Raw genomic sequence first — 23,810 nt, forward strand, 5'->3', positions numbered from 1 at the left:
AAAACGCGCCCGAATTCTGAATTTCTCCGAGAAAGCCGCTTTGCCCCTTATAAGCTCACGCCTCGGCACCCGCGCGTTTGTCGGTGGCGCAGTTGAGCCCCTCGCTTGAGGGCAGAAACAGCCGAAACTCGGTCCCGGTTTCATCGGTGCGCACCAGATCAAGGCGCCCGCCATGCCCACGGATCAGCTCGGCCGCGATCGCCAGACCCAACCCGCTGCCCCCGCGCCGCGCGCCCCCGGTGAACGGCTGGAACAGATGCTCGCGCGCGCGCTCGGGCAGGCCGGGGCCGCTATCTTGCACGCGAATCCACCAGCCATCGGCGTTTTCGCCTGCGCCAATCTCGATCGTGCCGGGCGTGTTGGTCGCCTCGATGGCCTGACGCGCGTTGCGCACCAGATTGTTGAGCACACGATAAAGCTGCTCGCGATCCGCCCGAATCACCAGATTGGGCGGCACATCCATGAGAAATTCAACGACCGTTGCCTCGCTTGGATGGTCCTCGTTCTCAAGCACCTCATGGGCCAATTCCGCCAGCATGAAGCGCGACAACGAGGGTGGCGGCTCTTCGGCCTTACCAAAGGCCAAGGTCGTCTCGCACAGGTTGATCGCGCGCTCGATCGAGCCGGTCAACTTGGGCGCGGCGCGTTTCACGCCGGGATCATCCGAGCTTTCCATGCGATCGGCAAACAGCTGCGCCGTGGTCAGGATATTGCGCAGATCGTGGCTGATCTTGGCCACCGCCTGACCCAGTTGAGCAAGACGTTCTTTCTGGCGCAACGATGCGGTGAGCTGTTTTTGCATCGAGGCCAAAGCCTCTTCGGCGACGCGCAGTTCTTCGACACTCGCCTCGGGCGAGATGATGCGCCGCGCATCTTCGGGAGCCTCAGCGTAAGACGCCATATGCGCCACCAATCGCTTGATCGGCACCACCATCAACCGGCGCACCAAGAAGAACAGCAACACTGCCGTAATCACCGAAAACACCGCCGAGATCGACAACAGACGCAGCCCGTATTCGACCATCGCGATGCGCATCGGTTCGGTGGCCAGCGTCACCTCGATCACGATACCGCCCTGCTGCACCGGCTCACCCAGAACCCGGACCACCTTATTGTCGAAATCAAACAGCGAGTGAACCGCATCGCGAATCCGCGTCCATTCCGTCGAATCACGCAGGTCGTAGGTTTCGGTCACTGGCGAGGGAATCGGCGAGGACAGCACCAATTGACGCACTGCATTGCGCCGCAGCACCACGTTGAACACCCCGGCATTCGACAGCAGCTCTTTTTCCAGATCGGGATTGATGGTGGTATCGGTCGTCAGCAGGGCAAGCGAAGCGATCTGCGCGCGCTCTAATCGTGTGAGCAGATAATCCTCGCGAAAGTTGGCAAGGCCGGGCAGCAGGATGAGCGCTTCGGCCAGCACGACGAAAACCGTCGTCAGGATCAGAAACCGCCCCGAAAGAGTGTTCACTGCCATCCGCCTATCATTTGCCACAGCCCGTCGCCGGACTGCCTACTGCTACTTCTTTACGCCTGCCCCAACCTACGGTGCAACCACAAGCGATTTCCCCTAAAGATAGACGGGGCGCGCAAAAGGCAAAACCCTGTGATCGGTCACGTTTCTTACCAGAGCGCGGAAAAAGGCAAAAAATTGGTCTCATCCGAATTGACTTGGTGGGATCGGGTCGCTAGAGACCGGGCTTCGAATGAAAGCAGGCTTCGAATCTCGATGTTCAGAGGCCGCAACCGGAGTGACCAGGATGAAACGCACGTTCCAGCCGTCGAACCTCGTTCGCGCCCGCCGTCACGGGTTCCGTTCCCGTATGGCGACCAAGGCCGGCCGCAAAGTTCTCAACGCCCGTCGCGCTAAGGGCCGCAAGAGTCTCTCGGCTTAAGGCCTCGACACTCTGCATCTGGCTTGATGACGCCGCCGGAGGCACCCCTGACCGACCCGATGGGTTGGCTCATGGGTTGCACACCGGCGGTTTGCGTTTGTCTGGTGCATGACGTTTCCTGTCTTGTACCTGAGGGCCCCGCCCATGGCCGCGATCCGATCAGATGACCCTGCCCGCCCCGTAGCGACCCTGCGCCAGCGCCCGGATTACCTGCGCGCCGCCAGTGCGCAACGCAAAAGCATGCCGGGATTTCTGCTACAGGCGCGCGCGCGCGGCGATGCTGATCCCGCCCCCGTCGATCTGATCCGGGTCGGGTTTACCTGCTCGAAGAAGCTTGGCAATGCGGTTGCGCGCAATCGCGCCAAACGTCGCTTGCGCGACATCGCGCGGGCCGTTGTGCCCGCTGCAGGCCGTCCGGGCTGGGACTATGTGCTTGTCGGCCGCCCCGAAGTCACGGCCAACCGGGATTTCGCCGATCTGCGCGCCGATCTTGAGGCGGCGCTGGCGGTGATTCACGATCTGCCCATCCTGCCCTATCGCCCCCGCTCCAAGGGTAAAAAGCCCAAGGCCAAGGCATGAGCCCGCTCGCCCATCTCTTTGCGCTGCCGGTGCGCGCCTATCGCCTGCTGCTGAGCCCCTGGATCGGGCATGGCTGCCGCTATCAGCCCACCTGCTCGGTCTATACGCTGGAGGCGCTGCAGCGCCACGGCGCACTCAAGGGGGGCTATCTCGGGGCCAAGCGCATTCTGAGTTGCCATCCATGGGGCGGGCATGGCTATGATCCGGTGCCCGGCGCCGATCCCGAATTTGACGCCCATCACCGCTGCGCCCATCCCAGCAAGGACGATCCCGATGCTTGACGACGAAGATAGCCCGATCCACCCGCTGTTTGCCGGTGCCCCCTCGAGCACCGAGTTCAAGAAGCTGCGCAAGCGCATCGTGCGCGAAACCCGCGACGCGATTGAAAAATACGGCATGATCGAGCGCGGCGCGAAATGGCTGGTCTGCCTGTCGGGCGGCAAGGATAGCTACACGCTGCTGGCGGTGCTGCACGAGCTGAAATGGCGCGGCTTGCTGCCAGTCGAATTGCTGGCCTGCAATCTCGATCAGGGGCAGCCCGGCTTTCCCGCCACCGTCCTGCCGGAATTTCTGGAAAAGATGGGCGTGCCCCATCGCATCGAGTATCAAGACACCTATTCCATCGTGATGGACAAAGTGCCCGCCGGGCGCACCTATTGCGCGCTATGCTCGCGTCTGCGGCGTGGCAATCTATATCGGATCGCACGCGAAGAGGGCTGTTCGGCCGTGGTGCTGGGCCATCACCGCGACGACATTCTCGAAACCTTCATGATGAACCTGTTTCATGGCGGGCGGCTGGCAACGATGCCGCCGAAACTGGTCAATGAAGAGGGCGATCTGTTCCTCTATCGCCCACTGTCTTTCGTGGCAGAGGCCGATTGCGAGAAATTTTCCCGCGCGATGAACTACCCGATCATCCCCTGTGATCTGTGTGGCTCGCAGGACGGGCTACAGCGCCAACAGGTCAAACAAATCCTAGATGGATGGGAGAAAAACGCCCCCGGTCGTCGTCAGGTGATGTTTCGCGCGCTGATGAATGCGCGCCCCTCGCATCTGTGCGATCCCGGCATTTTCGATTTTGCCGGGCTGGAACTGAAATCCGGTGATGAGACGGATTTTAGCCAAAATCTTCCCGATTTGGGCCCCACCAATTAACCGCTCGCTGACCAATTCATCTTAGCCTGACCTGCGAATGACCTGAAGGGCAGTGGGATTGGCGAGGTGGTAGAATGGCGATGAATGGGGGAACCGGGTTGGCGCGACTGTCGCAGCTGCGCACCCGCAACAAGCGTAAGGCAGGCCCGATCCTTTTGCGCCGCGACATGGTGGTCTTTCTGCCCGCCGTCGCACTGGCCGGGCTGTGGTTTGGCCTTGAGGGAATGTTTTTATTGGGGATGACGGCGCTGCTTGTGGGGTGGATGACCCGCCCCTTGCCGATCCCGACCGACGACAGCGATCTGCCGCGCGATGGCGCAACCGGACTGCCGCTGCGCGATGAAGCTGTGGCGATCATGTCTGATTTCATCGTCGAGGCGCAGGCCGCTGCGCGCGGAACGGCCTGTATCGTGTTGGGCTTTGACGAGCCGAATATGCTGGTGCGTCAAATGCACCGTGAGGAACTCGGTGAATTCATGCGCCGCATCTCGGAACGCATTTCAGGTGCGCTGCGCGAGGTTGACACGCTGGCGCAGGTGAATGGCACGCGCTTTGCGATCATGCTGCGCCCCACGCCGCGCCCCGATCTTGAAAGCCTCATCCAGCTATCGGCACGGCTGCAATCCGCTGTCGAGACGCCGGTATCCGTCGGCGCGCGCGCGATCCATGCAACTTGCCATATCGGCTTTTGTCTGATGGGGCGGGCACCCGCAGCCACCGGAGAGTCGCTTTTGTCTGCCGCCGAAATTGCCGCAGACGAAGCGGCGCGTCATGGCCCAAGTGCCATCCGGGGCTACTCTCGCGAGGTGGAAAAATCGGCTCAGTCGCGCTCGACGCTTAGCAACGACGCCGCAGAGGCGTTGGAATCCGGGCAGATTCGGCCCTTTTACCAACCGCAAATCTCCACCGACACGGGCGATGTCGTTGGCCTTCAGGTGGTCCCGCGCTGGCTTCATCGCAAACGTGGCATCCTTGGCGAAAAAGACATCCAGGCCGCAATCGAAGCGGCAGGACTTCAGCGCCGCTTTGCAGAGATCATGTTGTATCAAGCCTTTGGTGCCTTGCGCGACTTTGACACGCGCGGTGCGGATTATGGCACATTGTCGTTGCCGATTTCCGGGGAGATGCTGCGCAATCCGAAATTGCTGGAGCGCATGAAATGGGAGTTTGATCGCTTCGAGGTCGCCCCTGAACGGATCTGCCTGACGCTTTGCCAGGAGGAGACAGAACAGCTCAACCAAGAGATCGTCGCCCATAATATGTCCCAGATCGCCAAGCTCGGGTGCCGCATCGAACTGGCGGGCTTTGGCAACGGTCCGGTCTCGGTCACAACGATCAAGCGCACGGCGACGCATCGGATGCGAATCCACCGATCCTTCGTGACCAAAATCGACCAAGACCCCGAACAACAGCGCGTCGTTGCCGCGATGATTTCGCTGTGTGAAGGGCTCGGGCTTGAGACGCTGGCAGACGGTGCCACCTCCATCGGCGAGCACGCGATGTTGGGGCAACTGGGTTGCGCCATCGTTCAGGGCAACGCAATCGCGCCCCCCATGCCGCTTGACGAATTGGGCGAATGGGTGCGTCGACACCGCGCAAAACGCGCAGCGGCGCCTCGGATCGACAAGCACCGGGGCACATAGGCGAAAACGCAAATTGGCGGATCGGCCGTGTCACTTTGGTGGCCCGGCCAGATTTCTTTGCGCAAAATACCCAGTCATTCCCGTGAAACGCGCCTCGTTTCAAGAATTGACCGGGAAATGGCTTGACCTTTGCCTGCCCCTTCTGTTGAACCTCCCCAATCTTTGGGCAGGTTGGTGGATTCCGTCTACATGGACAATCAGAATAAGAACCTTCTTCTCACGTTGGTGCTTTCGGCGCTTGTGATCGCGGTCTGGACTTTCTTTTTCCCCCCCGAGCAATCGGCCGTTCCCCCTCAGGGCGAGAATGTCTCTGATCAGGTCGCCTCTCCTGCGGCGCCCGACGTTAAACCCACGCCCTCGGCGCTCGACAGTCAGACGGTCGACGCGGACATGATGTCCAAAGCGACGCAGGCCGCCGTGAAAGACACACCGCGCATCAAGATCGAAACGCCCGAAGTGGTTGGCTCGATCTCGTTGCTAGGTGGGCGCTTGGACAACCTGTCGCTCAAGAAATACAAAGAAACACTGGCCAAGGATTCGCCCGATGTCCGGCTGCTATCCCCGGTGGGCGGCGATGGCACAGATGCGACCAAGCCCTATTATGTCGTCTATGGCTGGATGCCCGCAGGCGGCTTGCCCGCCGATCAGGTGCCCGGCCCCAACACCATCTGGAGCCAGGTTGGCACCGGTGAGTTGACCCCCTCCACCCCGATCACGCTGCAATGGAACAACGGCAACGGCCTGACCTTCCAACGCAAGATTTCGGTTGATGACAGATATCTCTTCACCATCACCCAATCGGTTCAAAACGCCACAAGCGCGCTGGTGAAACTGGCCCCCTACGGCATCATCGCGCGCCACGGCATTCCCGAAGAGCGCCGCGTTTACGTCCTCCATGAGGGCGCCGTGCGGATGACCGATGGCAAGCTCGAAGAGATTAAATACAAGAATATCACCAAGCTCGACCAAAGCGGCGCCGAAGGCCAAGCCGAGGTTCTGCAGGCCCAAACGACGGGGTGGACCGGGTTCACCGACAAGTATTGGCAGACCGTTTTGGCGCCGATTTCAGGGCCCTTCACCTCTGTGGTGAAATATTCCGGCGAAAAATCCGACATCTATCAGACCGAGACCCGCCTGCCCGTGATCGAAGTTGCGCCCGGCGCGACCGGCGATGCGCAGACCCATCTGTTTGCGGGTGCAAAGGAATGGGAGACACTGCGCGATTACCAAGACAACGTGCCGATCCAGAACTTTGTCGATTCGATTGACTGGGGCTGGTTCTACTTCCTGACCAAGCCGATGTTCCGCCTGCTGCACTTCCTGCATGGGGCAATCGGCAATATGGGCTGGGCGATCATCGCACTGACCTTCATCATCAAGCTGCTGGTCTTCCCGCTGGCACGCAAATCCTACATCTCGATGGCGCGCATGAAAGAACTGCAGCCCGAGATGGAGAAGATGAAAGAAGCAGCCGAGGGCGACCGTCAGAAGATGCAGCAAGGCATGATGGAGCTGTATAAGAAGCACAAGGTGAACCCGGCTGCCGGCTGTCTGCCCTTGCTGATCCAGATCCCGATCTTCTTCTCGCTCTACAAGGTGATCTACGTCACGATCGAATTGTATCACGCGCCGTGGCTGGGCTGGATTCACGACCTCTCTGCGCCCGATCCCAGTTCGATCTTGAACCTGTTTGGCCTGTTGCCGATCCACACACCGGACCCGGGCTCGCCGCTGTTCATTATTTCTCTGGGCATCCTGCCGATCCTGCTTGGCGTGTCGATGTGGTTCCAACAAAAGCTGAACCCCGCCCCCACCGATGCAACGCAGGCAATGATCTTTGCCTGGATGCCTTGGGTGTTCATGTTCATGCTGGGCAGCTTTGCCAGCGGGCTCGTGCTTTACTGGATCACCAACAACACGATCACCTTCCTGCAGCAGTACACGATCATGTCGATGCACGGGAAACGGCCTGATCTGTTTGGCAACATCAAGTCGGGCTTCAAACGCAAGAAGGCCGCGGCCGAGGAAAAATGACCGGGCATCTCAGCCATATCTATCGCCATCCGATCAAATCAATCGGGCTGGAAGAAATCGCAAGCGCGTCCCTCTCGCAGGGGCGCGCTCTGCCTTTGGACCGGGTGTGGGCGATCGCGCATACGCATTCCAAGGTGTCGGGCGATGCTGAGGGTCGCGCGGAAAGCTGGGGCCAAAAGGCGAATTTCCTGACCGGTCGCGCCAGCGCTGCGTTGATGGCGGTCACGGCACGCTCCCTGGAAGATGGGCGCATCTTGCTGCAACATCCCGATCTTTGGCATGTCGAGATCGATCCGACCCGCGCCGCAGATCACGCCAAGCTTTTCGAATGGCTCCGCCCGATTTGGCCCGCCGATGCGCCCCAACCAACTACCGTTTTGCGCGCTCCCGACGATCAGCCGCTCAGCGATCAAAACACACCGCTGCTATCACTGATCGGGCAATCCTCTCTCGACGCTCTCAGCGCAAAGCTGAGCCAGCCGCTTGCGAGGGCCCGTTTTCGCGCGAATCTTTGGATTGAAGGCTGGGCATCTTTCGCGGAATTCGACCTGATCGGGCGTCAGATTCGCATTGGCGACACGCTACTTAAGGTTCAAAAACGCGTTGGTCGCTGTCGCGCCACCGATGCCAACCCCGAAACCGGCCTGCGCGATATCGACATGCTGCAGGCGTTGACGCAACATTATGGCCATACGGATCTGGGCGTGTTCTGCGCCGTGATCGAGGGCGGTGCGATTGCCAAGGGCGATCGAGTAGAGGTGATCTGATGGAACTGCACTTCCCCTTGGCGCAAGAGCCTGACGACTTCAGCCGGGAGGCGGGGCGCAAGATGTTTGCCTTTCCCGTCGAGTTTCTCAAAGGCGTGGTCGCGATGTCGGGGCTGCCGCCTGCAGATCGGATCGAGGTCTGCTTTGCGGGGCGTTCGAACGTCGGCAAATCCAGCCTGATTAACGCGCTGACCAACCGCAAGAACCTTGCACGCGCGTCAAACACACCCGGTCGCACGCAGGAAATCAACTATTTCACCACCCAAGACGGCCCCTATCTGGTCGACCTGCCCGGCTATGGCTTTGCCCAAGCCCCTGTTGCAGTGGTCGCCAAATGGCAAGCGCTGCTCAAAAGTTACCTTTCGGGGCGCGCCACTTTGCGTCGTGCATTTGTGCTGATCGACACGCGCCACGGCGTCAAAGCCGTGGATGAAGAAATCCTAAGCCTGCTCGATCGCGCGGCGGTTCCGTTTCAGGTCGTGATGACCAAGGCCGACAAGGTCGGCGCAAGCGATCGTGAGAAAACAATCGCCCAAGTGCGCAAAGCCCTGACCAGCCATCCCGCCGCCTATCCCGAGATCGTGCTGACCTCATCGGAAAAAGGCGACGGGATTGAAACCCTGCGCGCAATCATCGCGGCGCTTGAATAGCCAACGCCTCTCTGGATCCAAATTCTAAAAACATCCCGGGGGAGTCTGCCAAAGCCTTGGCTTTGGCAGATGGGGGCAGCGCCCCCTTCTTATCCTTTGATTGTCGCCATTCAGCGACGGGGGCAGCGCCCCCTGCCCCCGCTCAGTAGCTGTATTCAGTGTAAATCCGGCTAAGATCGCCATTCCATTCGCCGTGGTACTTCTCCAACAGCTCATCGGCTGGCACGCGACCGGTTTCCACCGATTCCTCAAGCGCGTTGAGGAAATGGGTCTCATCTTGAATCATGCCACCAGCGCCCGGACAGGCCCGCGCTGCCAGACCGGATTTTGCAATCGCCACGGTTTCGCGCGCCAGATCGTGCAGCTTGACGCCGCCAAATTCGCCTTGCAGCGCATCGATAGCCGCCACCTTGCGCAGGCCCTCGCGGGTCTCGTGATCCCAGTCTTTCACCAAATCCCAAGCTGCATCGAGTGCGCTTTGATTGTAAAGCAGCCCAACCCAGAAGGCGGGCAGCGCGCATAGACGCCGCCACGGGCCGCCATCGGCGCCGCGCATTTCGATATATTTCTTGGCGCGCGCCTCGGGGAAGACGGTGGTCAGGTGGTCGGCCCAATCGCTGAGCGTGGGTTTTTCTCCCGGCAGCGCAGGCAATTCGCCCTTCAGGAAATCGCGGAAGGATTGTCCCAAAGCGTTGATATATTTGCCATTCCGGTAGACGAAATACATCGGCACATCGAGGACATATTCGACATAGGCGTCGTACCCTGCGCCCTGTTCGAACATGAAGGGCAACATGCCGGTGCGCGCATCATCAAGGTTCTGCCAGATATGGCTGCGCCAAGATTTCATGCCATTGGGCTTGCCATCCAGGAAGGGCGAGTTGGCAAACAGCGCCGTCGCAACTGGCTGCAACGCCAGCGCCACGCGCATCTTCTTCACCATATCGGCCTCGGACGAGAAATCGAGATTCACCTGAACCGTGCAGGTGCGATACATCATCTGCTTGCCCAGCGTGCCGACGTCATCCATGTAATCCGTCATCAGCCGGTAGCGCCCTTTGGGCATCATCGGCATCTGATCTTGGCTCCAGATCGGGGCCGCCCCCAGCCCGATAAACCGCGCGCCAATCGCGTCCGCGACCTCATGCACTTCGCGCAAATGGACGTTCACCTCGTCGCAGGTCTGATGGATTGTCTCGAGCGGCGCGCCCGACAGTTCCAACTGGCCACCGGGTTCAAGGCTGACATTCGCGCCGTTCTGTTCCAGCCCGATCAGCTTGCCCTGCTCTTCCACCGGCTTCCAGCCAAAGCGGTCGCGCAACCCTTCAAGCATCGCTTGAATCGAGCATGGCCCCTCGTAGGGCAGAGGCAGTTGTTTCTTGGCGCAATAGCCAAATTTCTCATGCTCGGTGCCGATGCGCCAATCGTCGCGCGGCTTTTCGCCAGAGGCCAGATATTCGGCCAACTGCTCGTATCTTTCGATCGGGCCGCCGCCCTCTTGCGGAATGGACATCGGAGCCTCGCGCTTGATTTCAGGAGGGAACAGGTGGCGCGCGCAAGCCCTCAAGTCAAGCGCGAAACCTATTTCCGAGTCCACAGGCTCTGTGCGGCCAACGGGCGGTCAAGTGCCGCCGACAGCGCCCCCATATCAATGCCGGGCAGGCTGGCGAAGGCATCATAAAGCACCTCCGCCCCCGCCGCGTCGAGCGGGATCAGCACCGCCTCGCCGCCAATCGTGCGCAATCGCCAATAATGGCGACCAGAAAGCTGCAACAGCCGGATCTCGGCCAGTTCGCGCAGCGCTAACTCTCCGCCCAGCCCGTGCAACGTGGTACTGTCGGGGCTTGGCAGGGCGCGCGCACGCGAAGCCGCGAAATAGGAAATGCGCCCTTCGACGACCTCGACCAACCCCGGCGCGCCGATCGCGCGTTCAAAGCGCAGGCGGCGCCAGCCGATCACAGCCCAGCCCAGCCCGATAGCACCAAAGAACGCCCCCAAAGGGATCAAGAACCAGCCACCCAGCCAGATCAACCAGCCGCCAAAGGCAATCACGCAAACGGCGGCGATCACCTCACGCCAGCGCTGCACGCCTTTCGCAACTTCGGGACGGATCACCGCCAATCCCCGATCCCCACTTGCCAAAGGGTGATCGCGGCACAGACCGCCGTATCCGCGCGCAAAATGCGCGGGCCAAGGCTGATCGGGGTAACGAAAGGCAAATCGGCCAGCTTGGCGCGTTCAGCCGGGGAAAACCCGCCCTCTGGCCCGATCAGGATCGCCCAAGGGCCGGGCGGCAAACTGGCAAGCGTTTCCGCCGGCCCCACCAGCGCCTCATCCGCCCACAGGAGACGGCGCGATGAGTCCCAGCCGCTCAGCAGCTTGGAGAGCGGCTGCAAATCCGCGACGGGAGGCACGAAGGTGCCAAGGCATTGCTCGGCGGCCTCACGGGCATGGGCCTGCAGGCGATCTTGGCGGATGCGCGCGGAATTGGTGAAGTCGGTCTGCACTGGCAGAATACGCGAACAGCCCAGTTCGGTCGCCTTTTCGACGATGAAATCGGTGCGCTCTTTCTTGATCGGCGCAAAGATCAGCCACAGATCGGGCGGGTCAAGCTGCGGCGCGGCCTGCGCGACACAGACAAGGATACCGCGCTTTTTATGGGCCTCGGCGACCTCGGCCGTCCATTCGCCATCGCGCCCGTTAAACAGCGCGACGCGCGCGCCAACCTCAAGGCGCATCACCGCAAACAGGTAATGCGCCTGATCGGGGGCAAGCGGCACGGCTTGCCCCGCGCCTAGCGGGTGCTCTACACAGAGCCTGATCTTGGCACGTTCCATGAGGCGGAGTTTATGAGCACAAAAAGCGAAACACCAGAGGTGGCGGGCACGGTTGCCGATGCCTATCGGGGCAATTGGGTGGACAGGATCGCCCCGCCATTCTCGCGCCCCTACCTGCGCCTCAGCCGCGCAGATCGTCCGATCGGGACGTGGTTGTTATTGCTGCCCTGCTGGTGGGGGATCGCGCTGGCCGCAGCCCATACCGGCGGGTTTGTCTGGCGCGATCTGTGGCTGGCTTTGGGCTGTGCGCTGGGGGCGTTTTTGATGCGCGGGGCGGGCTGCACTTGGAACGACATCACCGACCGCAAAATCGATGCAGGCGTCGCGCGCACCCGCTCGCGCCCAATCCCCTCGGGGCAGGTCAGCGTCCGGCAGGCCTTGGTCTGGCTGATCATTCAGACGCTGATCTCATTTGCGATCCTTTTGACCTTCAACACCCCGGCGATCCTGCTGGGGATCGTCTCGCTTGCGCCGGTTGCGATCTATCCCTTTGCCAAACGCTTTACGTGGTGGCCGCAGGTGTTTTTGGGCATTGCGTTCAACTGGGGCGCGCTGCTGGCTTGGGTGGCGCATACTGGGTCGCTGTCTTGGCCGCCGGTGATCTTGTATCTTTCCGGGCTGATCTGGACGCTGTTTTACGACACGATCTACGCCCATCAGGACAAAGAGGATGACGCGCTGATCGGGGTGAAATCCACCGCACGGCTGTTTGGCAATGACAGCGCGAAATGGCTGGGCGGGTTTCTGATCGCCTCGGTTGCGATGATGAGCATCGCAGTGCTGATGGCGCTGTTGCCCGATGCCTCGCCGCTGCGCCTGACGCTGTCGCTGTGTGCACCTTGGGCGATGGGCTGGCATATGCTGTGGCAGATGCGCAAACTCGACATCGACAATCCAGATATTTGCCTCGATCTGTTTCGCTCCAATCGCGATACCGGGCTGCTGGGCGCGCTGTTTCTTGCCATTGGCGCAATCGTGTAGAGCCCTTATGATTGATCCCCGGTCCTGCGCACCTTAAAGCATGTGCGACCGAGTCCCCGGGGGAGGATACCTGACAGATGCGCTCGCGCAGCACGCTCTTGACCATCGCCGCTTTCGTCATCGCCTTGATTTTGTCGATGGTGATCGCAGGCGGTTCTGCCACCGTCATCGAAAAACGGACGAAATCCGAGGTGCGCCTTGCGATGGAAACCCAGGATCACAGCTGGGTTCAGGTCCAAACCGATGGATTGCAAGTGATCCTCAACGGCACCGCCCCCACCGAGGCCGAGCGGTTCCGCGCGGTCTCTTTGGCGGATAAATATGTCGATAGCTCGCGCGTGGTGGACAACACCGATGTCGAGAATACCGAGGCGCTCAGCCCGCCGCCCTTCTCGATGCAGATGCTGCGCAATGAAAACGGGATTTCGCTGATCGGGCTGGTGCCAGCCTCTGTTGATCGCAAGGCGATCGTGGACGATCTGAAAAAAGTGGTGGGCGATGAACCCGTCACCGACCTGCTGGAAACGGCGGATTACGCGGTCCCGGCGGGTTGGGATATGGCGATGAAATACGGGCTCAGCACGCTTGAGACGCTGCCACGCTCAAAGGTTTCAGTGCAGGCGGGCAAGGTCTCGGTGCAGGCGATCACCGACAGCCCGGTTGAAAAAGGCCGGGTCGAGACGTCGTTGGCGCGCCGCCGCCCCGCCGATCTCAAGCTTAGTTTCGACATTTCCGCGCCCCGCCCAGTGATCACCCCGTTCACGCTGCGGTTTCTGATTGACGCGGATGGCCCGCATTTCGATGCCTGCTCGGCGGATACTGAAAAGGCGCGCGATCAGATTTTGAAAGCGGCGCGCGCGGCGGGTGCGAAAGGCACGTTGAGTTGCACCATCGGGATGGGCGTACCCTCTACCCAATGGGCGACCGCTGCGAGCATGGCGATCAAATCGCTGGGCGAGCTTGGTGCGGGAACCGTCACCTTCTCGGATGCCGATATCGTGCTGGATGCCAGTTCCACGGTCAGTCAGAAAACTTTTGACGATGTCGTGGGCGAGCTGGAATCAAACCTGCCGGCGGTGTTTTCGCTTAAGGCCACGCTTGAACCCAGCGCCAAAGCCAAAGCCGACGAAGCGCAATTCACGGCGATTCGCGATGGCAAAGGCAGCGTAACCCTGAAGGGCCGCGTTTTGGATGCGCGCCAACGTGAGGCGGTCGAAAACTATGCCCGCGCCCAGTTCGGACATGATCAGGTCCATGGGGCGACGCGGGTCGATGCGACTTTGCCCGCTGGCTGGCCGGTGCGCACATTGGCCGGGCTTGAGGCGCTCACGATGCTGCATGACGGCACGCTGAGTGTGACGGCCAAGAAGATTGCGCTCAAGGGCACCACGGGCGATGCGCAAGCGTCTGACAAAATCGCGCGCCTTCTGACCGGACAGCTGGGCGAGGATGTGCAGATGGATCTGCAGGTAAAATACGACAAGCGGTTGGACGCCTCGCTTGCGCTGCCCAATGGCAAAGAATGCGTCAGCCGTCTGAATGACTCGCTCGCCAAGGCCAAAATCAATTTTGATCCGGGCTCGGCTCAGGTCTCGGCGGATAGCCTAAAATCCCTTGATACGCTGGCCAAAGCGATGAAAAACTGCACCGAATTTCGGATGGAGGTGGATGGCTACACCGACAATCAGGGCGGCTCGGACATGAATCTGCAACTCTCGCAGGAACGCGCCCAAGCGGTGCTGCACGGGTTGCTTGATCGGGGTGTTTTGACCGGCAATCTGGTTGCCAAAGGCTATGGCGAGGCCCAGCCGATCGCGCCAAATGATACCGAAGCCGGGCGCGAAAAGAACCGTCGGATCGAATTTGTGCTGCTGGATGAAACGCCAGTGGACAATGGCCTTGATGCAAGCGCGCAGGGCCGCGACACGGCCGAGCCGCAATGGAATGGCGCGATCACCGATGATGTGGGCGCGCCACCCAGCGATGATGGCGCACCCGCCGCGCAATCATCGCAGCCTGCTGCGGACAGCACCGATCCGGTCCCGGTCGAAACGCCGGACACCAATACGCCACGCCCAAAAAGCCGCCCGGCGGCTTTGGACAAGAAGGGTTAAGAGGACAGGGATATGAACAGAACCGAATTCGTCATCGCCACCGCAATCATCCTCTTTATTGCCTTCGCACTTGGCTGGTTTGCCTCATGGCTGATCCACCGCCTGACCCGCGTCAGCCGCGCCGATATGGGCGAGCTGGAGCAGATGGCGCAGGCGCTCCATGAAGCCGAGGAAAACCGCGATCAGACGCTGGCCTATTTTGAACAGCGTGAGGCCGAACTCAGCACCCAGCTCAATCAATCCGAGGCCGAGCTGCGCGCCGCGATGGACGGTCTGCGCGATGCCCGCCACGAAGCCGAAGAGCTGCGCACCTATATCGAGCGGCTGCAACAGGCCTAAGGGCGCGCGGCGGATGTCAGATCGAGCCCGCCTCGACCATATAATTGCTCGCCGTGCACATCGCGGCATCGTCAGACGCCAGAAACAGCACCATCCGCGCGACATATTCGGGCTGGATCAGGTCGGGCAAGCATTGCCGGTTGCGGTGACTTTCCAGCGCCTCGGGCGTTGCCCATAGCGTCTTTTGACGGTCGGTCATGATCCAGCCGGGCACCACTGTATTGACCCGAATGCGATGACCTCCCAATTCGCGCGCCATCGTGCGGGTCAAGCCATGCACGGCGGCCTTGGCCGTGGCATAGGCGGGAAAACCGCTGCCCGCCTCCCACCAACTGTTTGAGCCCATATTGATGATCGAGCCGCCACCAGTTTCGATCATATCTGGCGCAACTGATTGAATCGCAAAGAACATATGACGCAGATTGGTGTGCTGGCGTTCATCCCAATAGGCGGCATCAATCTTGCGCCAATCATGGCGGTCATCGCGCGCGGCATTGTTCACCAGCACATCGGCCGGGCCAATCTTGGCGCGCAGCTCGGCCAAGGCAAGTTGCATCGCGTTGATGTCTCGCAGATCGCACAGCACGTGGGACACGCCCTCAAGACGCGCGCACAGCGCCTCGCTGGCCTCGCGGTCGCGATCCAGAAACCCGACCTGCGCGCCCTGAGCGGCAAAAGCCTCGACGATCAGCGCCCCGATCCCTGACGCGCCCCCCGTCACATAGACACGCTTGCCTGTCAGGCTTGGATAGATCGCAAAATCGGGCATGGCACACTCCTGCAAAGGCTCGCCCCAGAGTGTCGCCTTGCAGGCAAACTTGTCCAGAGCATGTAAAAGGCCGCCCCTGATGGAGCGGCCTCAATCCTGTCAACGACATGGCACGACTTATTTCTTGTCGTCATCCTCGTCATCTTCGTCATCATCCTCGGGCAGATTGAAGAAGCTGTCTGCGTTCGAGAAGTCTTTCTTGTCATCTTCGCTGTCATCGCGAAGATCGGACGAGGTGAAGTTTTCCAGCCCCGCAATCGCGGTCGGCAAACGCGGCTCGTCGGGCATCCCCAAGGACTGCTCGGTCGAGACCAGTTTGCGCCGCTCGTCATCGCTCATCACGCCTTCGGCCGAGGATTTCTTGGCAGCTTTCTGGACTTCGCCGTCCAATTCGGTCTGACGGCACAGGCCCAACGCGACCGGATCAATCGGCGTCATGCTTTGGATATTCCAATGCGTGCGCTCGCGGATCGTCTGGATCGTCGGCTTGGTGGTACCCACGAGACGCGCAATCTGCGCATCTGCCAGCTCGGGGTGGAATTTCACCAACCACAAAATCGCGTTCGGGCGATCCTGGCGCTTGGAGAGCGGGGTGTAGCGCGGGCCACGACGTTTATCTTCGCCCACGGCAGCAGCGTTGAATTTCAACTTCAGCTTATACAGCGGGTCCGCCTCGGCCTTGTCGATCTCGGCCTGATCAAGCTGGTTCGCGCCAACCGGGTCTTGCCCTTTCACACCGACAGCCACATCGCCATCCGCGATGCCTTGCACCTCAAGCTCGTGCATACCGCAGAAATCAGCGACCTGTTTGAAGGTGAGCGTTGTATTGTCCACCAGCCACACGGCGGTGGCCTTTGCCATGAGGGGCTTGTTCGTCATCGCGGCCATCCTTTACATATCTCTCCCGGGCCGAGAAACCGGCTGCGGCGAAGGACGTTCCCTGCCGCGGTCCATTTCTGGAAGGGGAATTGAGGCCCATATAGTCGTTTGCGCGCCCGGAGAAAAGAGAAAATGAAAGCCCTTGTTCTAGCTGTCACCCTGATGTTGAGCACAACGCTCGCCCATGCCGATGGCGAGAAGGCGGGAAATTTCGACTATTATGTGCTCTCGCTCAGCTGGTCACCCACGTGGTGCGCCACCACGGGGGACGCGCGCCACTCGCCGCAATGTGACGCGCGCAACGATTTCTCGTTCGTTCTGCATGGGCTTTGGCCACAAAATGAGCAGGGCTGGCCTAGCTATTGCCACACCGTGGCGCGCGACCCGTCCAAGGCGCAAACGGCGGCGATGGAGGACATCATGGGCGCGCCGGGAACGGCGTGGTATCAGTGGAAAAAGCACGGGCGCTGCGCGGGATTGTCGGCCAGCCAGTATTTCGAAACCGCGCGCAAAGCCTATGACAGCGTGGTGATTCCCCCGGTTTTCGCCCATCTGAACCGTGATGTGAGACTGCCCGCCAAGGTGGTGGAGCAGGCGTTTCTGGAATCCAATCCCGATCTGTCCGCCGATGAGGTCACGATCACCTGCAAACGCGGCCGCATCCAAGAGGTCCGCATCTGCCTGCGCAAAGATCTAAGCCCACGCCGCTGTGGCGCAGACACAATCCGCGATTGCAGCCTCAGCGGCGCGTTGATGGAAAAGGTGCGCTAGGCCGAGATCCAATCCTCGGCCTGCTGACGCTCGGCCAATGAGAACAACCGTATCTCGCCGGGGATCATCGGGGCAAAAGCCCGCATCCCCAGCCGGATCCATTCGACATCGCTCACCAGTGCAATCTTGCTAAAATCGCCCAGATGCGTCAGCCCGACTTTGGTGTCATCCCAAGCCGCGCCCAGCGTGAACCCCTCAAAGCTTTCGCCGATGATATAGAGCAGCTTGATCTTGCCGAGCGCCGAGAGCTTGTCTTCGATCGCCGGGATCAGCACCGTTTCATAGGCTTGCGCGTCGACCTTTCCCGCCGCTTCAACGGCCAGAACCGTGTCGGGAAATCCGTCGAGAATCTTGAATCCATCGCTCATCATTCACCTCCATTGGCGGGGTCAGCCGCCCGTTACTTCCAGCACGATCTTGCCGATATGCTGGCTTGATTCCATGCGTGCATGCGCCATCGCAGCCTGCGCCAGCGGATAGGTGCTGTCATGGATCACCCGCAACTTGCCCGCGCTGATCATCGGCCAGACATGCTCGCGCAACTGCCCCGCGATCGCCGCTTTGGCCGCAACCGATTGCGGGCGCAGGGTCGATCCGGTGATCGTCAGGCGGCGCATCATGACCTGCGCGAAATTGATCTCGGCCTTGGGGCCTTCGAGGAAGGCGATCATCACCATCCGGCCATCATCCGCCATCGCCTTGATATTGCGCGCAATATAGCTACCACCGACCATATCGAGGATCAGATCGGCGCCACCATCGGCCCGCAGCACATCGACGAAATCGCCCGTCTTGTAGTTGATCGCGGTTGCGCCGAGCTCCTCGCAGGCGGCGCATTTTTCCGGGCTGCCCGCCGTGGTGAAGACCCGCGCGCCCAGCGCCCGGGCGATCTGGATCGCGGTCGTGCCGATGCCGCTGGAACCGCCATGCACCAAAAACCGCTCCCCTGCCTTCAGCCCGCCGCGCATCACCACGTTGGACCAGACGGTGAAGCATGTCTCGGGCAGGCAGGCCGCCGATTTCAGATCAAGACCAACGGGCACAGGCAGCGCATGTTCAGCCGGACAGGTTGCGTAATCAGCATAGCCACCGCCGGGCAACAGCGCACAGACCGCATCGCCCACCGCCCATTGCGTGACACCCGACCCAAGCGCCGCCACCCGTCCGGAACATTCCAGCCCCGGCAAATCGGACGCACCGGGGGGCGCGCGATAGGCCCCTGCCCGTTGCAGCGCATCGGGGCGATTGACCCCGGCATAGGCCACCTCGATCAGGATTTCTCCATGCTCTGGCACCGGCACCGCTCGCGAGGTTTGCACCAAAACATCCGGCCCGCCAGCTTCGGTGATTTCGACGCAGCGCATCTGTTCGGGCAAGCTCATCAGCGCGCCTCCTTTCCAGGCATGTCCGTGGGCGGCTTAGGCGCCCGGATCGAGCCAAGGATCTGCGTCGCGAAGGGCAATTTCAACAGCTTGCCCTTCACTTTTTCGAATTGCATCACGCCCTCGATGCGGCGATCGAGGAACTCCCAGCTCTCGGCGTGATCGGCGCTGGTATCGCCCATCCAATAGAGCACGGTCGAGGAATAGACGCCCGACAGGGTCAGCCGCTTGGAATACCAATTGTAATCCTCACTCTGATCGCCCAGCGCGCGCCAAATCTTGTCACAGGTCTCCCAGACGAGTTTCGACCCCGTCGCTGCGTTTTGCGGCAGGGCAAACACCGCAGCCCCCCGGCGCACAAGCTCGGGATCGCTCACCTCAAGGCGCAAACGCACCGCCGTGGCGATCCGGTCGCGAAATTTCATCCCCGACAGATCGGTTTCAGCCAACCTTTCCAGCATCAGCGCATCGCCCTCACGGTGGTATTGCACAGCCAGATCCACAGCCCCGCGCGGACAGATCACACGCGCCAAAGCCGAATCGAGTCCCAAATCGACGATTGCGGTCTGAAAAGCAGGTTCGGACCAGCCATCAAAGGGCACATGCGGCTTGATCGCAGCCAAAAGCTCGGCCCGGGCGCGATCCATATCAATATGATCGTTTTTCATCGCGTTTCCTCTGTTGGCGGCGGTAGACAAGCTACCTTTTCCCTTCTATATGGGGCGTTCCTGCAAGTAACTGCAACTTTAACTTAGGAAGGTGGTGACACCACATGCAGGTCAGCGTTCGCGACAACAACGTCGAACAGGCGCTTCGTGCTCTGAAGAAAAAACTTCAGCGCGAAGGTGTGTTTCGTGAAATGAAGCTCAAGCAACATTTCGAGAAGCCCTCCGTCAAAAAAGCGCGCGAAAAAGCCGAGGCTATTCGCCGTGCCCGGAAATTGGCACGCAAGAAGGCCCAGCGCGAAGGCGCGCTCTAAGCGCTCTACGCCGCTTGAAGCGTCTGAAAATGCTGGCGGGCTTGCCCGCGCTGATGACCCCCGTGGCCTCGCCGTCGGGGGTTTTTGGTTTTCTAAATGCAGCGCGACGATTTAACCTTGCCTAAATCGTCGCAGCGCCTACCCTTTCGCGACGCATTGGCACTCAAGGCTGGAACCGCTTTCAAACATGTCCGATGTCCGGCCCGTTACACATTTGCTTGGTCTGATCCTTGCGGCGCTGGGTGCGTCGATGCTGGTGCCGATGATGATCGACCTGCACGACGCCAACTTGAACTGGCAAGAATTCCTCGAAGCCGCGATCGAGACGATGCTGGTGGGCAGCCTGCTTGCAATGGCTTCCCATAGCGAAAGCGATGATGGGCTGACCACCCGGCAGGCCTATTTGCTGACCGCCGCGATCTGGCTCACCGTGCCCTGTTTTGCCGCGCTGCCCTTTATTGAGGGAGCACCGCATGTGCCCTTCACCAATGCCTATTTCGAGGCAGCCTCGGGCATCACGACGACTGGTTACACGGTCTTCACCGATCTTGATGAGCTGCCCCGTTCGGTCCTGCTGTGGCGTGCAATGCTGAACTGGTTCGGCGGGCTTGGTATCGCCTTTGTCGCGATGATCTTTCTGCCCGTGCTGCGCATTGGCGGGATGCGCTATTTCCAGACCGAAGGCTTTGATACGCTGGGCAAGGTGATGCCGCGCGCGCGCGACATCGCGAAATCGCTGCTTTGGGTCTATGGCTCCCTTACCGTTATTTGCGCGGTCAGCTATAGCGCGACGGGGATGACCCCGTTCGACGCGATTTGCTACGCGATGGCGACGCTTGCGACGGGCGGTTTTGGCACCCATGATTCCAGCTTTGCAGGCTTCCCCCCTGCCGCCCAATATGCCGGGACTCTCTTCATGCTGGCCTCGGCGCTGCCCTTTATCCGCTATGTGCAACTGGGCCATGGCGACCTGCGCCCCTTTTGGGCAGACCCGCAGGTGCGCGCGTTTTTGCGCTGGTTCGCAATCGCCCTGGGAGCCTTGCTGATCTGGCGCTACCTGCATCGCCAGGGCTCTTTCGAGGACATCCTGCGCGATAGCAGTTTCAACCTGTCCTCGATCATCACGGGCACCGGGTTTGGCACCTCGGATGTGACCCATTGGGGCAGTTTTGGCGTGGTTCTGGTCTATTGGGTCGGGCTGATCGGCGGTTGCACGGGCTCCAGTTCGGGCGCGCTTTCGGTCTTTCGCTGGCAAGCGCTGGCGGCAGTGATCCGCACCTCGGTGCGCCGGTTGCACGCGCCCCATCGCGTCATCTTGCCCCGGCTTGGCGGCAAGGTTCTCGAAGAGGACGTGCTGTCCTCGCTGATCCTCTATTTCACCGGCTATATTCTGGCGCTTGGGGTGATTTCGGTCGGCATTTCGATGACCGGAGCCGATTTCATCTCGGCGCTATTCGCGACGTGGGGGGCGCTGGGAAATATCGGCTATGCGATCGGGCCGCTGACCGCCAGCAGCGGCACAATGGCCGCGTTTTCGACCACTGCGATCTGGTTGATGACGCTGGCGATGCTATTGGGGCGTATCGGGATGCTGGCGATCCTTGTGCTGTTCCTGCCCAAGTTTTGGCGCGACTAGTCAGATTGACGTCACACCGGCAACGCCGTCGTCCATTGCACGCATTTCAACGAGAAACTTGACTGGATTTGCATTACCCCGGGTAGGCAGGCCAGTTTGGCACGATGCAGGCGCGCAAAATCTTCGGTATCTTTGGCCACGACCTTCAAAAGATAATCCGCAGCCCCCGCCATCAGGTGACACTCAAGCACTTCGGGCACTTTTTGCACCTCGTTCTCAAATGCGGCAAGGATCTCATCGGCCTGCCCCGACAGCTTGATCTCGACATAGATCACCGTCGTGCGCCCCATCTTGCGCGCATCCAAAAGCGCCACGTAATCGCGAATATAGCCCTCTTCCTCCAGCCGCTGGACACGCCTGTGACAGGCCGAGGGAGAGAGGTTCACCCGCTCGCTCAGATCGGCATTAGAGATTCGCCCAAGCTTTTGTAACACCGTCAAAAGTCGACGATCTGTCGCGTCCAATTTACCATCCATGCAAGTTCCTGCTGCCTTGACCCGCTTTCACCGAAGATACCGGCGCTTTAGCGATGTCACAATCACATATTGGCAAACCGATTTCGCGCAAGAAAACCCATAGTAAGGTTAGGACGCGACAGGACCATTGGAGGAGGAAACGCAATGAAAATCGGAACCGTGCGCGAGATCAAGTCACAGGAATACCGGGTCGGGCTGACGCCGGCTGCAGCGCATGAGGCGGTGGCGCATGGCCACGCGGTTCTCGTCGAGGCCGGCGCAGGCGTGGGTGCGGGCTTTAGCGATGCCGATTATGAGGCAGCGGGTGCCAAGATTGCGCCCAGCGCCAAGGCGGTCTTTGAGGCGGCCGACATGATCGTGAAGGTCAAAGAGCCCCAGACGTCCGAGCGCGCGATGCTGCGCAAGGGCCAGATCCTGTTTACTTATCTGCATCTCGCCGCCGATGAGGCACAGGCGCGCGAATTGATGCAATCGGGCGCGACCTGCATCGCCTATGAAACCGTGACGGCCAAGGACGGCACGTTGCCCCTGCTCGCACCGATGTCGGAAGTGGCGGGGCGTCTTGCACCGCAAGTGGGCGCTTGGACCTTGCAAAAGGCCAATGGCGGGCGCGGCGTTTTGCTGGGTGGCGTTCCCGGCGTGGCCCCCGCCAAAGTTGTCGTGATCGGCGGGGGCGTGGTTGGCACGCAGGCTGCGCGCGTGGCTGCGGGCATGGGCGCGGATGTCACGGTGCTGGACCGCTCGTTGCCGCGCCTGCGCTATCTTGATGACACCTTCGCCGGGGTTTTCCGCACCGCCTATTCGTCAAAAGCCGAGACCGCTGCATTGGTCGCAGCGGCCGATCTGGTGATCGGCGCGGTGCTGATTCCGGGGGCGGCTGCGCCCAAACTGGTGACGCGCGACATGCTGAAAACGATGAAACCGGGGGCTGCGATTGTCGATGTGGCGATTGATCAGGGCGGTTGCGTGGAAACCTCGCATGCCACGACCCATGACGATCCGATCTATGAGGTCGAGGGCGTGATGCATTACTGCGTGGCCAATATGCCCGGTGCCGTTGCGCGCACGGCGACGTTGGCGCTGTCAAACGCGACGCAGCCCTTCATGTTGGCACTGGCCAATAAGGGCTGGCAGAAGGCCTGCTCGGACGATTCCCACCTTGCGAACGGTCTGAACGTACATGAGGGGCAGATCACCTATGCGGCGGTGGCCGAGGCGCTTGGCCTGCCATTGACCACGACAGAGTCCCTGCTGGCTTAAGCGCTATCGCGATACGAAAAGGCCCGGGTCACCCCGGGCCTTTTTTGCAAGCCGCGCAAAGCAGGCTTATTTTTTCAATGCGTCACGAATTTCAAGCAACACGTCCAGTTCGCTCGGTCCCGTCGGCACTTCGGGTGCAACGTCGTCGGGCTTTTCCGCGGCAGATTTAACGCGGTTCACCAGCTTCACCAACAGGAACACCACAAAGGCGATAATCAGGAAATTGATAATCGCCATGATAAACGAACCATAGGCGAAGACCGATGCGCCAGCCTCGCGTGCCGCCGCCAAAGCGGACCCGGCGGGAACGTCCCCTGCAAGCACGACGTATTTGTTGGAGAAATCGATACCGCCTGTGAACAGCCCGATAATCGGATTGATCAGATCGCCAACCAAAGATGTGACGATCGCAGTAAACGCGGCGCCAACGATAATACCAACCGCCATGTCCATGACATTGCCTTTGGCGATGAAATCCTTGAACTCTTGAATCATTCTCTGCCCCTTAGAGATAGCCCGAACGACTTTCGGGTGCGGGGAGACTCTGTTGCACAAATCAGCTGCCGGACATAGTTCCCCTTTCCCCAGACGGATTCACCCCACCTTTTTCGTGACGGGGATGCCAAGGGCGGTGTAGCCATTCAGGATCGCGATACGCACC

At 60.5% G+C, this 23,810-nt stretch carries 26 protein-coding genes; 15 read left to right on the forward strand and 11 right to left on the reverse strand.

What is annotated here, in order from left to right:
- Positions 1-55 precede the first annotated feature (55 nt).
- Positions 56-1,480 (reverse strand): sensor histidine kinase, encoded by a 1,425-nt coding sequence (locus AB4874_RS15135; protein WP_295535270.1) that lies wholly within the window; start codon positions 1,478-1,480, stop codon positions 56-58.
- A 283-nt stretch (positions 1,481-1,763) separates the two neighbouring features.
- Here AB4874_RS15135 and rpmH point away from each other — a divergent pair, with 283 nt between their 5' ends.
- The 8 genes from rpmH (at position 1,764) to yihA (ending at position 8,726) form a co-directional block, all read left to right on the forward strand.
- Positions 1,764-1,898, forward strand: coding sequence for a 50S ribosomal protein L34 (gene rpmH / locus AB4874_RS15140; protein ID WP_074854838.1), 135 nt, complete (start codon positions 1,764-1,766; stop codon positions 1,896-1,898).
- Positions 1,899-2,042: 144 nt separating this feature from the next.
- Complete coding sequence (rnpA, locus tag AB4874_RS15145; protein ID WP_368392602.1) at positions 2,043-2,477, forward strand: ribonuclease P protein component; 435 nt, start codon at positions 2,043-2,045, stop codon at positions 2,475-2,477.
- The gene (gene yidD / locus AB4874_RS15150; protein ID WP_295535261.1) at positions 2,474-2,758 is read left to right on the forward strand and encodes a membrane protein insertion efficiency factor YidD; all 285 of its coding nucleotides are present in this window, start codon (positions 2,474-2,476) and stop codon (positions 2,756-2,758) included. The genes rnpA and yidD overlap by 4 nt, the downstream gene beginning before the upstream one ends.
- A complete protein-coding gene (gene ttcA / locus AB4874_RS15155; RefSeq protein ID WP_295535258.1) occupies positions 2,751-3,632 on the forward strand; it encodes a tRNA 2-thiocytidine(32) synthetase TtcA in 882 nt (293 codons plus the stop codon). Before yidD ends, ttcA begins: the two co-directional genes overlap by 8 nt.
- 74 nt (positions 3,633-3,706) lie before the next feature.
- On the forward strand, positions 3,707-5,275 hold the full coding sequence (locus tag AB4874_RS15160) for an EAL domain-containing protein (RefSeq protein WP_368392603.1): 1,569 nt from the start codon (positions 3,707-3,709) through the stop codon (positions 5,273-5,275).
- A 189-nt stretch (positions 5,276-5,464) separates the two neighbouring features.
- Positions 5,465-7,309 carry a membrane protein insertase YidC gene (gene yidC, locus AB4874_RS15165; protein WP_368392604.1) on the forward strand — a complete coding sequence of 615 codons (1,845 nt, stop codon included), beginning with the start codon at positions 5,465-5,467 and terminating at the stop codon, positions 7,307-7,309.
- On the forward strand, positions 7,306-8,076 hold the full coding sequence (locus AB4874_RS15170) for an MOSC domain-containing protein (protein WP_368392605.1): 771 nt from the start codon (positions 7,306-7,308) through the stop codon (positions 8,074-8,076). Before yidC ends, AB4874_RS15170 begins: the two co-directional genes overlap by 4 nt.
- Positions 8,076-8,726, forward strand: coding sequence for a ribosome biogenesis GTP-binding protein YihA/YsxC (gene yihA, locus AB4874_RS15175; protein ID WP_295535247.1), 651 nt, complete (start codon positions 8,076-8,078; stop codon positions 8,724-8,726). The genes AB4874_RS15170 and yihA overlap by 1 nt, the downstream gene beginning before the upstream one ends.
- 142 nt (positions 8,727-8,868) lie before the next feature.
- On the opposite strand, the gene AB4874_RS15180 is transcribed toward yihA, so the two are convergent.
- The 3 genes from AB4874_RS15180 to AB4874_RS15190 all read right to left on the reverse strand — a co-directional run bounded on the left by AB4874_RS15180 (position 8,869) and on the right by AB4874_RS15190 (position 11,563).
- Positions 8,869-10,239: a glutamate--cysteine ligase gene (locus AB4874_RS15180; protein WP_368392606.1), complete on the reverse strand. Its 1,371-nt coding sequence runs from the start codon at positions 10,237-10,239 to the stop codon at positions 8,869-8,871.
- Positions 10,240-10,307: 68 nt separating this feature from the next.
- Positions 10,308-10,841, reverse strand: coding sequence for a hypothetical protein (locus AB4874_RS15185; protein ID WP_368392619.1), 534 nt, complete (start codon positions 10,839-10,841; stop codon positions 10,308-10,310).
- Complete coding sequence (locus AB4874_RS15190; protein WP_368392607.1) at positions 10,838-11,563, reverse strand: 16S rRNA (uracil(1498)-N(3))-methyltransferase; 726 nt, start codon at positions 11,561-11,563, stop codon at positions 10,838-10,840. Before AB4874_RS15190 ends, AB4874_RS15185 begins: the two co-directional genes overlap by 4 nt.
- A gap of 12 nt (positions 11,564-11,575) precedes the next feature.
- On the opposite strand from AB4874_RS15190, the gene ubiA reads away from it, so the two are divergent.
- The 3 genes from ubiA to AB4874_RS15205 all read left to right on the forward strand — a co-directional run bounded on the left by ubiA (position 11,576) and on the right by AB4874_RS15205 (position 14,997).
- Positions 11,576-12,544, forward strand: coding sequence for a 4-hydroxybenzoate octaprenyltransferase (gene ubiA, locus AB4874_RS15195; protein ID WP_368392608.1), 969 nt, complete (start codon positions 11,576-11,578; stop codon positions 12,542-12,544).
- Positions 12,545-12,621: 77 nt separating this feature from the next.
- Positions 12,622-14,658 carry an OmpA family protein gene (locus tag AB4874_RS15200; RefSeq protein ID WP_368392609.1) on the forward strand — a complete coding sequence of 679 codons (2,037 nt, stop codon included), beginning with the start codon at positions 12,622-12,624 and terminating at the stop codon, positions 14,656-14,658.
- Between the two features lie 12 nt (positions 14,659-14,670).
- Positions 14,671-14,997, forward strand: a complete 327-nt coding sequence (locus tag AB4874_RS15205) for a hypothetical protein (RefSeq protein WP_295535233.1) — start codon at positions 14,671-14,673, stop codon at positions 14,995-14,997.
- Between the two features lie 16 nt (positions 14,998-15,013).
- Here AB4874_RS15205 and AB4874_RS15210 read toward each other — a convergent pair whose 3' ends face one another.
- Both AB4874_RS15210 and AB4874_RS15215 read right to left on the reverse strand, forming a co-directional pair.
- Positions 15,014-15,766, reverse strand: a complete 753-nt coding sequence (locus AB4874_RS15210; RefSeq protein WP_368392610.1) for an SDR family NAD(P)-dependent oxidoreductase — start codon at positions 15,764-15,766, stop codon at positions 15,014-15,016.
- Between the two features lie 117 nt (positions 15,767-15,883).
- Entirely contained in the window at positions 15,884-16,645 is a 762-nt protein-coding gene (locus AB4874_RS15215) for a DUF1013 domain-containing protein (RefSeq protein WP_295535227.1), read from the reverse strand.
- 132 nt (positions 16,646-16,777) lie between these two features.
- Here AB4874_RS15215 and AB4874_RS15220 point away from each other — a divergent pair, with 132 nt between their 5' ends.
- A complete protein-coding gene (locus AB4874_RS15220; protein WP_368392611.1) occupies positions 16,778-17,416 on the forward strand; it encodes a ribonuclease T2 family protein in 639 nt (212 codons plus the stop codon).
- Here the strand turns inward: AB4874_RS15220 and AB4874_RS15225 are convergent.
- Genes AB4874_RS15225 through AB4874_RS15235 form a run of 3 tightly spaced genes read right to left on the reverse strand, consistent with a single transcriptional unit; the run spans position 17,413 to position 19,466 of the window.
- Positions 17,413-17,784 carry a SpoIIAA family protein gene (locus tag AB4874_RS15225; protein ID WP_368392612.1) on the reverse strand — a complete coding sequence of 124 codons (372 nt, stop codon included), beginning with the start codon at positions 17,782-17,784 and terminating at the stop codon, positions 17,413-17,415. The genes AB4874_RS15220 and AB4874_RS15225 overlap by 4 nt on opposite strands.
- 21 nt (positions 17,785-17,805) lie before the next feature.
- Positions 17,806-18,798: an NAD(P)H-quinone oxidoreductase gene (locus AB4874_RS15230; RefSeq protein ID WP_295535219.1), complete on the reverse strand. Its 993-nt coding sequence runs from the start codon at positions 18,796-18,798 to the stop codon at positions 17,806-17,808.
- Positions 18,798-19,466 (reverse strand): COQ9 family protein, encoded by a 669-nt coding sequence (locus AB4874_RS15235; RefSeq protein WP_295535216.1) that lies wholly within the window; start codon positions 19,464-19,466, stop codon positions 18,798-18,800. The genes AB4874_RS15230 and AB4874_RS15235 overlap by 1 nt, the downstream gene beginning before the upstream one ends.
- Positions 19,467-19,570: 104 nt before the next feature.
- Here AB4874_RS15235 and rpsU point away from each other — a divergent pair, with 104 nt between their 5' ends.
- Together rpsU and AB4874_RS15245 are read left to right on the forward strand one after the other, a co-directional pair.
- Positions 19,571-19,777 (forward strand): 30S ribosomal protein S21, encoded by a 207-nt coding sequence (rpsU, locus tag AB4874_RS15240; RefSeq protein ID WP_010398727.1) that lies wholly within the window; start codon positions 19,571-19,573, stop codon positions 19,775-19,777.
- A 187-nt stretch (positions 19,778-19,964) separates the two neighbouring features.
- The gene (locus AB4874_RS15245) at positions 19,965-21,413 is read left to right on the forward strand and encodes a TrkH family potassium uptake protein (protein ID WP_368392613.1); all 1,449 of its coding nucleotides are present in this window, start codon (positions 19,965-19,967) and stop codon (positions 21,411-21,413) included.
- Between the two features lie 11 nt (positions 21,414-21,424).
- Here the strand turns inward: AB4874_RS15245 and AB4874_RS15250 are convergent, their stop codons facing one another.
- Complete coding sequence (locus tag AB4874_RS15250) at positions 21,425-21,889, reverse strand: Lrp/AsnC family transcriptional regulator (RefSeq protein WP_295535205.1); 465 nt, start codon at positions 21,887-21,889, stop codon at positions 21,425-21,427.
- Positions 21,890-22,033: 144 nt separating this feature from the next.
- On the opposite strand from AB4874_RS15250, the gene ald reads away from it, so the two are divergent.
- Positions 22,034-23,149, forward strand: coding sequence for an alanine dehydrogenase (ald, locus tag AB4874_RS15255; protein ID WP_368392614.1), 1,116 nt, complete (start codon positions 22,034-22,036; stop codon positions 23,147-23,149).
- A gap of 66 nt (positions 23,150-23,215) precedes the next feature.
- Here ald and mscL read toward each other — a convergent pair whose 3' ends face one another.
- Positions 23,216-23,644, reverse strand: a complete 429-nt coding sequence (mscL, locus tag AB4874_RS15260) for a large conductance mechanosensitive channel protein MscL (RefSeq protein WP_295535201.1) — start codon at positions 23,642-23,644, stop codon at positions 23,216-23,218.
- Between the last annotated feature and the right edge of the window lie 166 nt (positions 23,645-23,810).

It is taken from the genome of Thioclava arctica, from assembly GCF_040892615.1.
GTDB classification, from domain to species: domain Bacteria; phylum Pseudomonadota; class Alphaproteobacteria; order Rhodobacterales; family Rhodobacteraceae; genus Thioclava; species Thioclava arctica.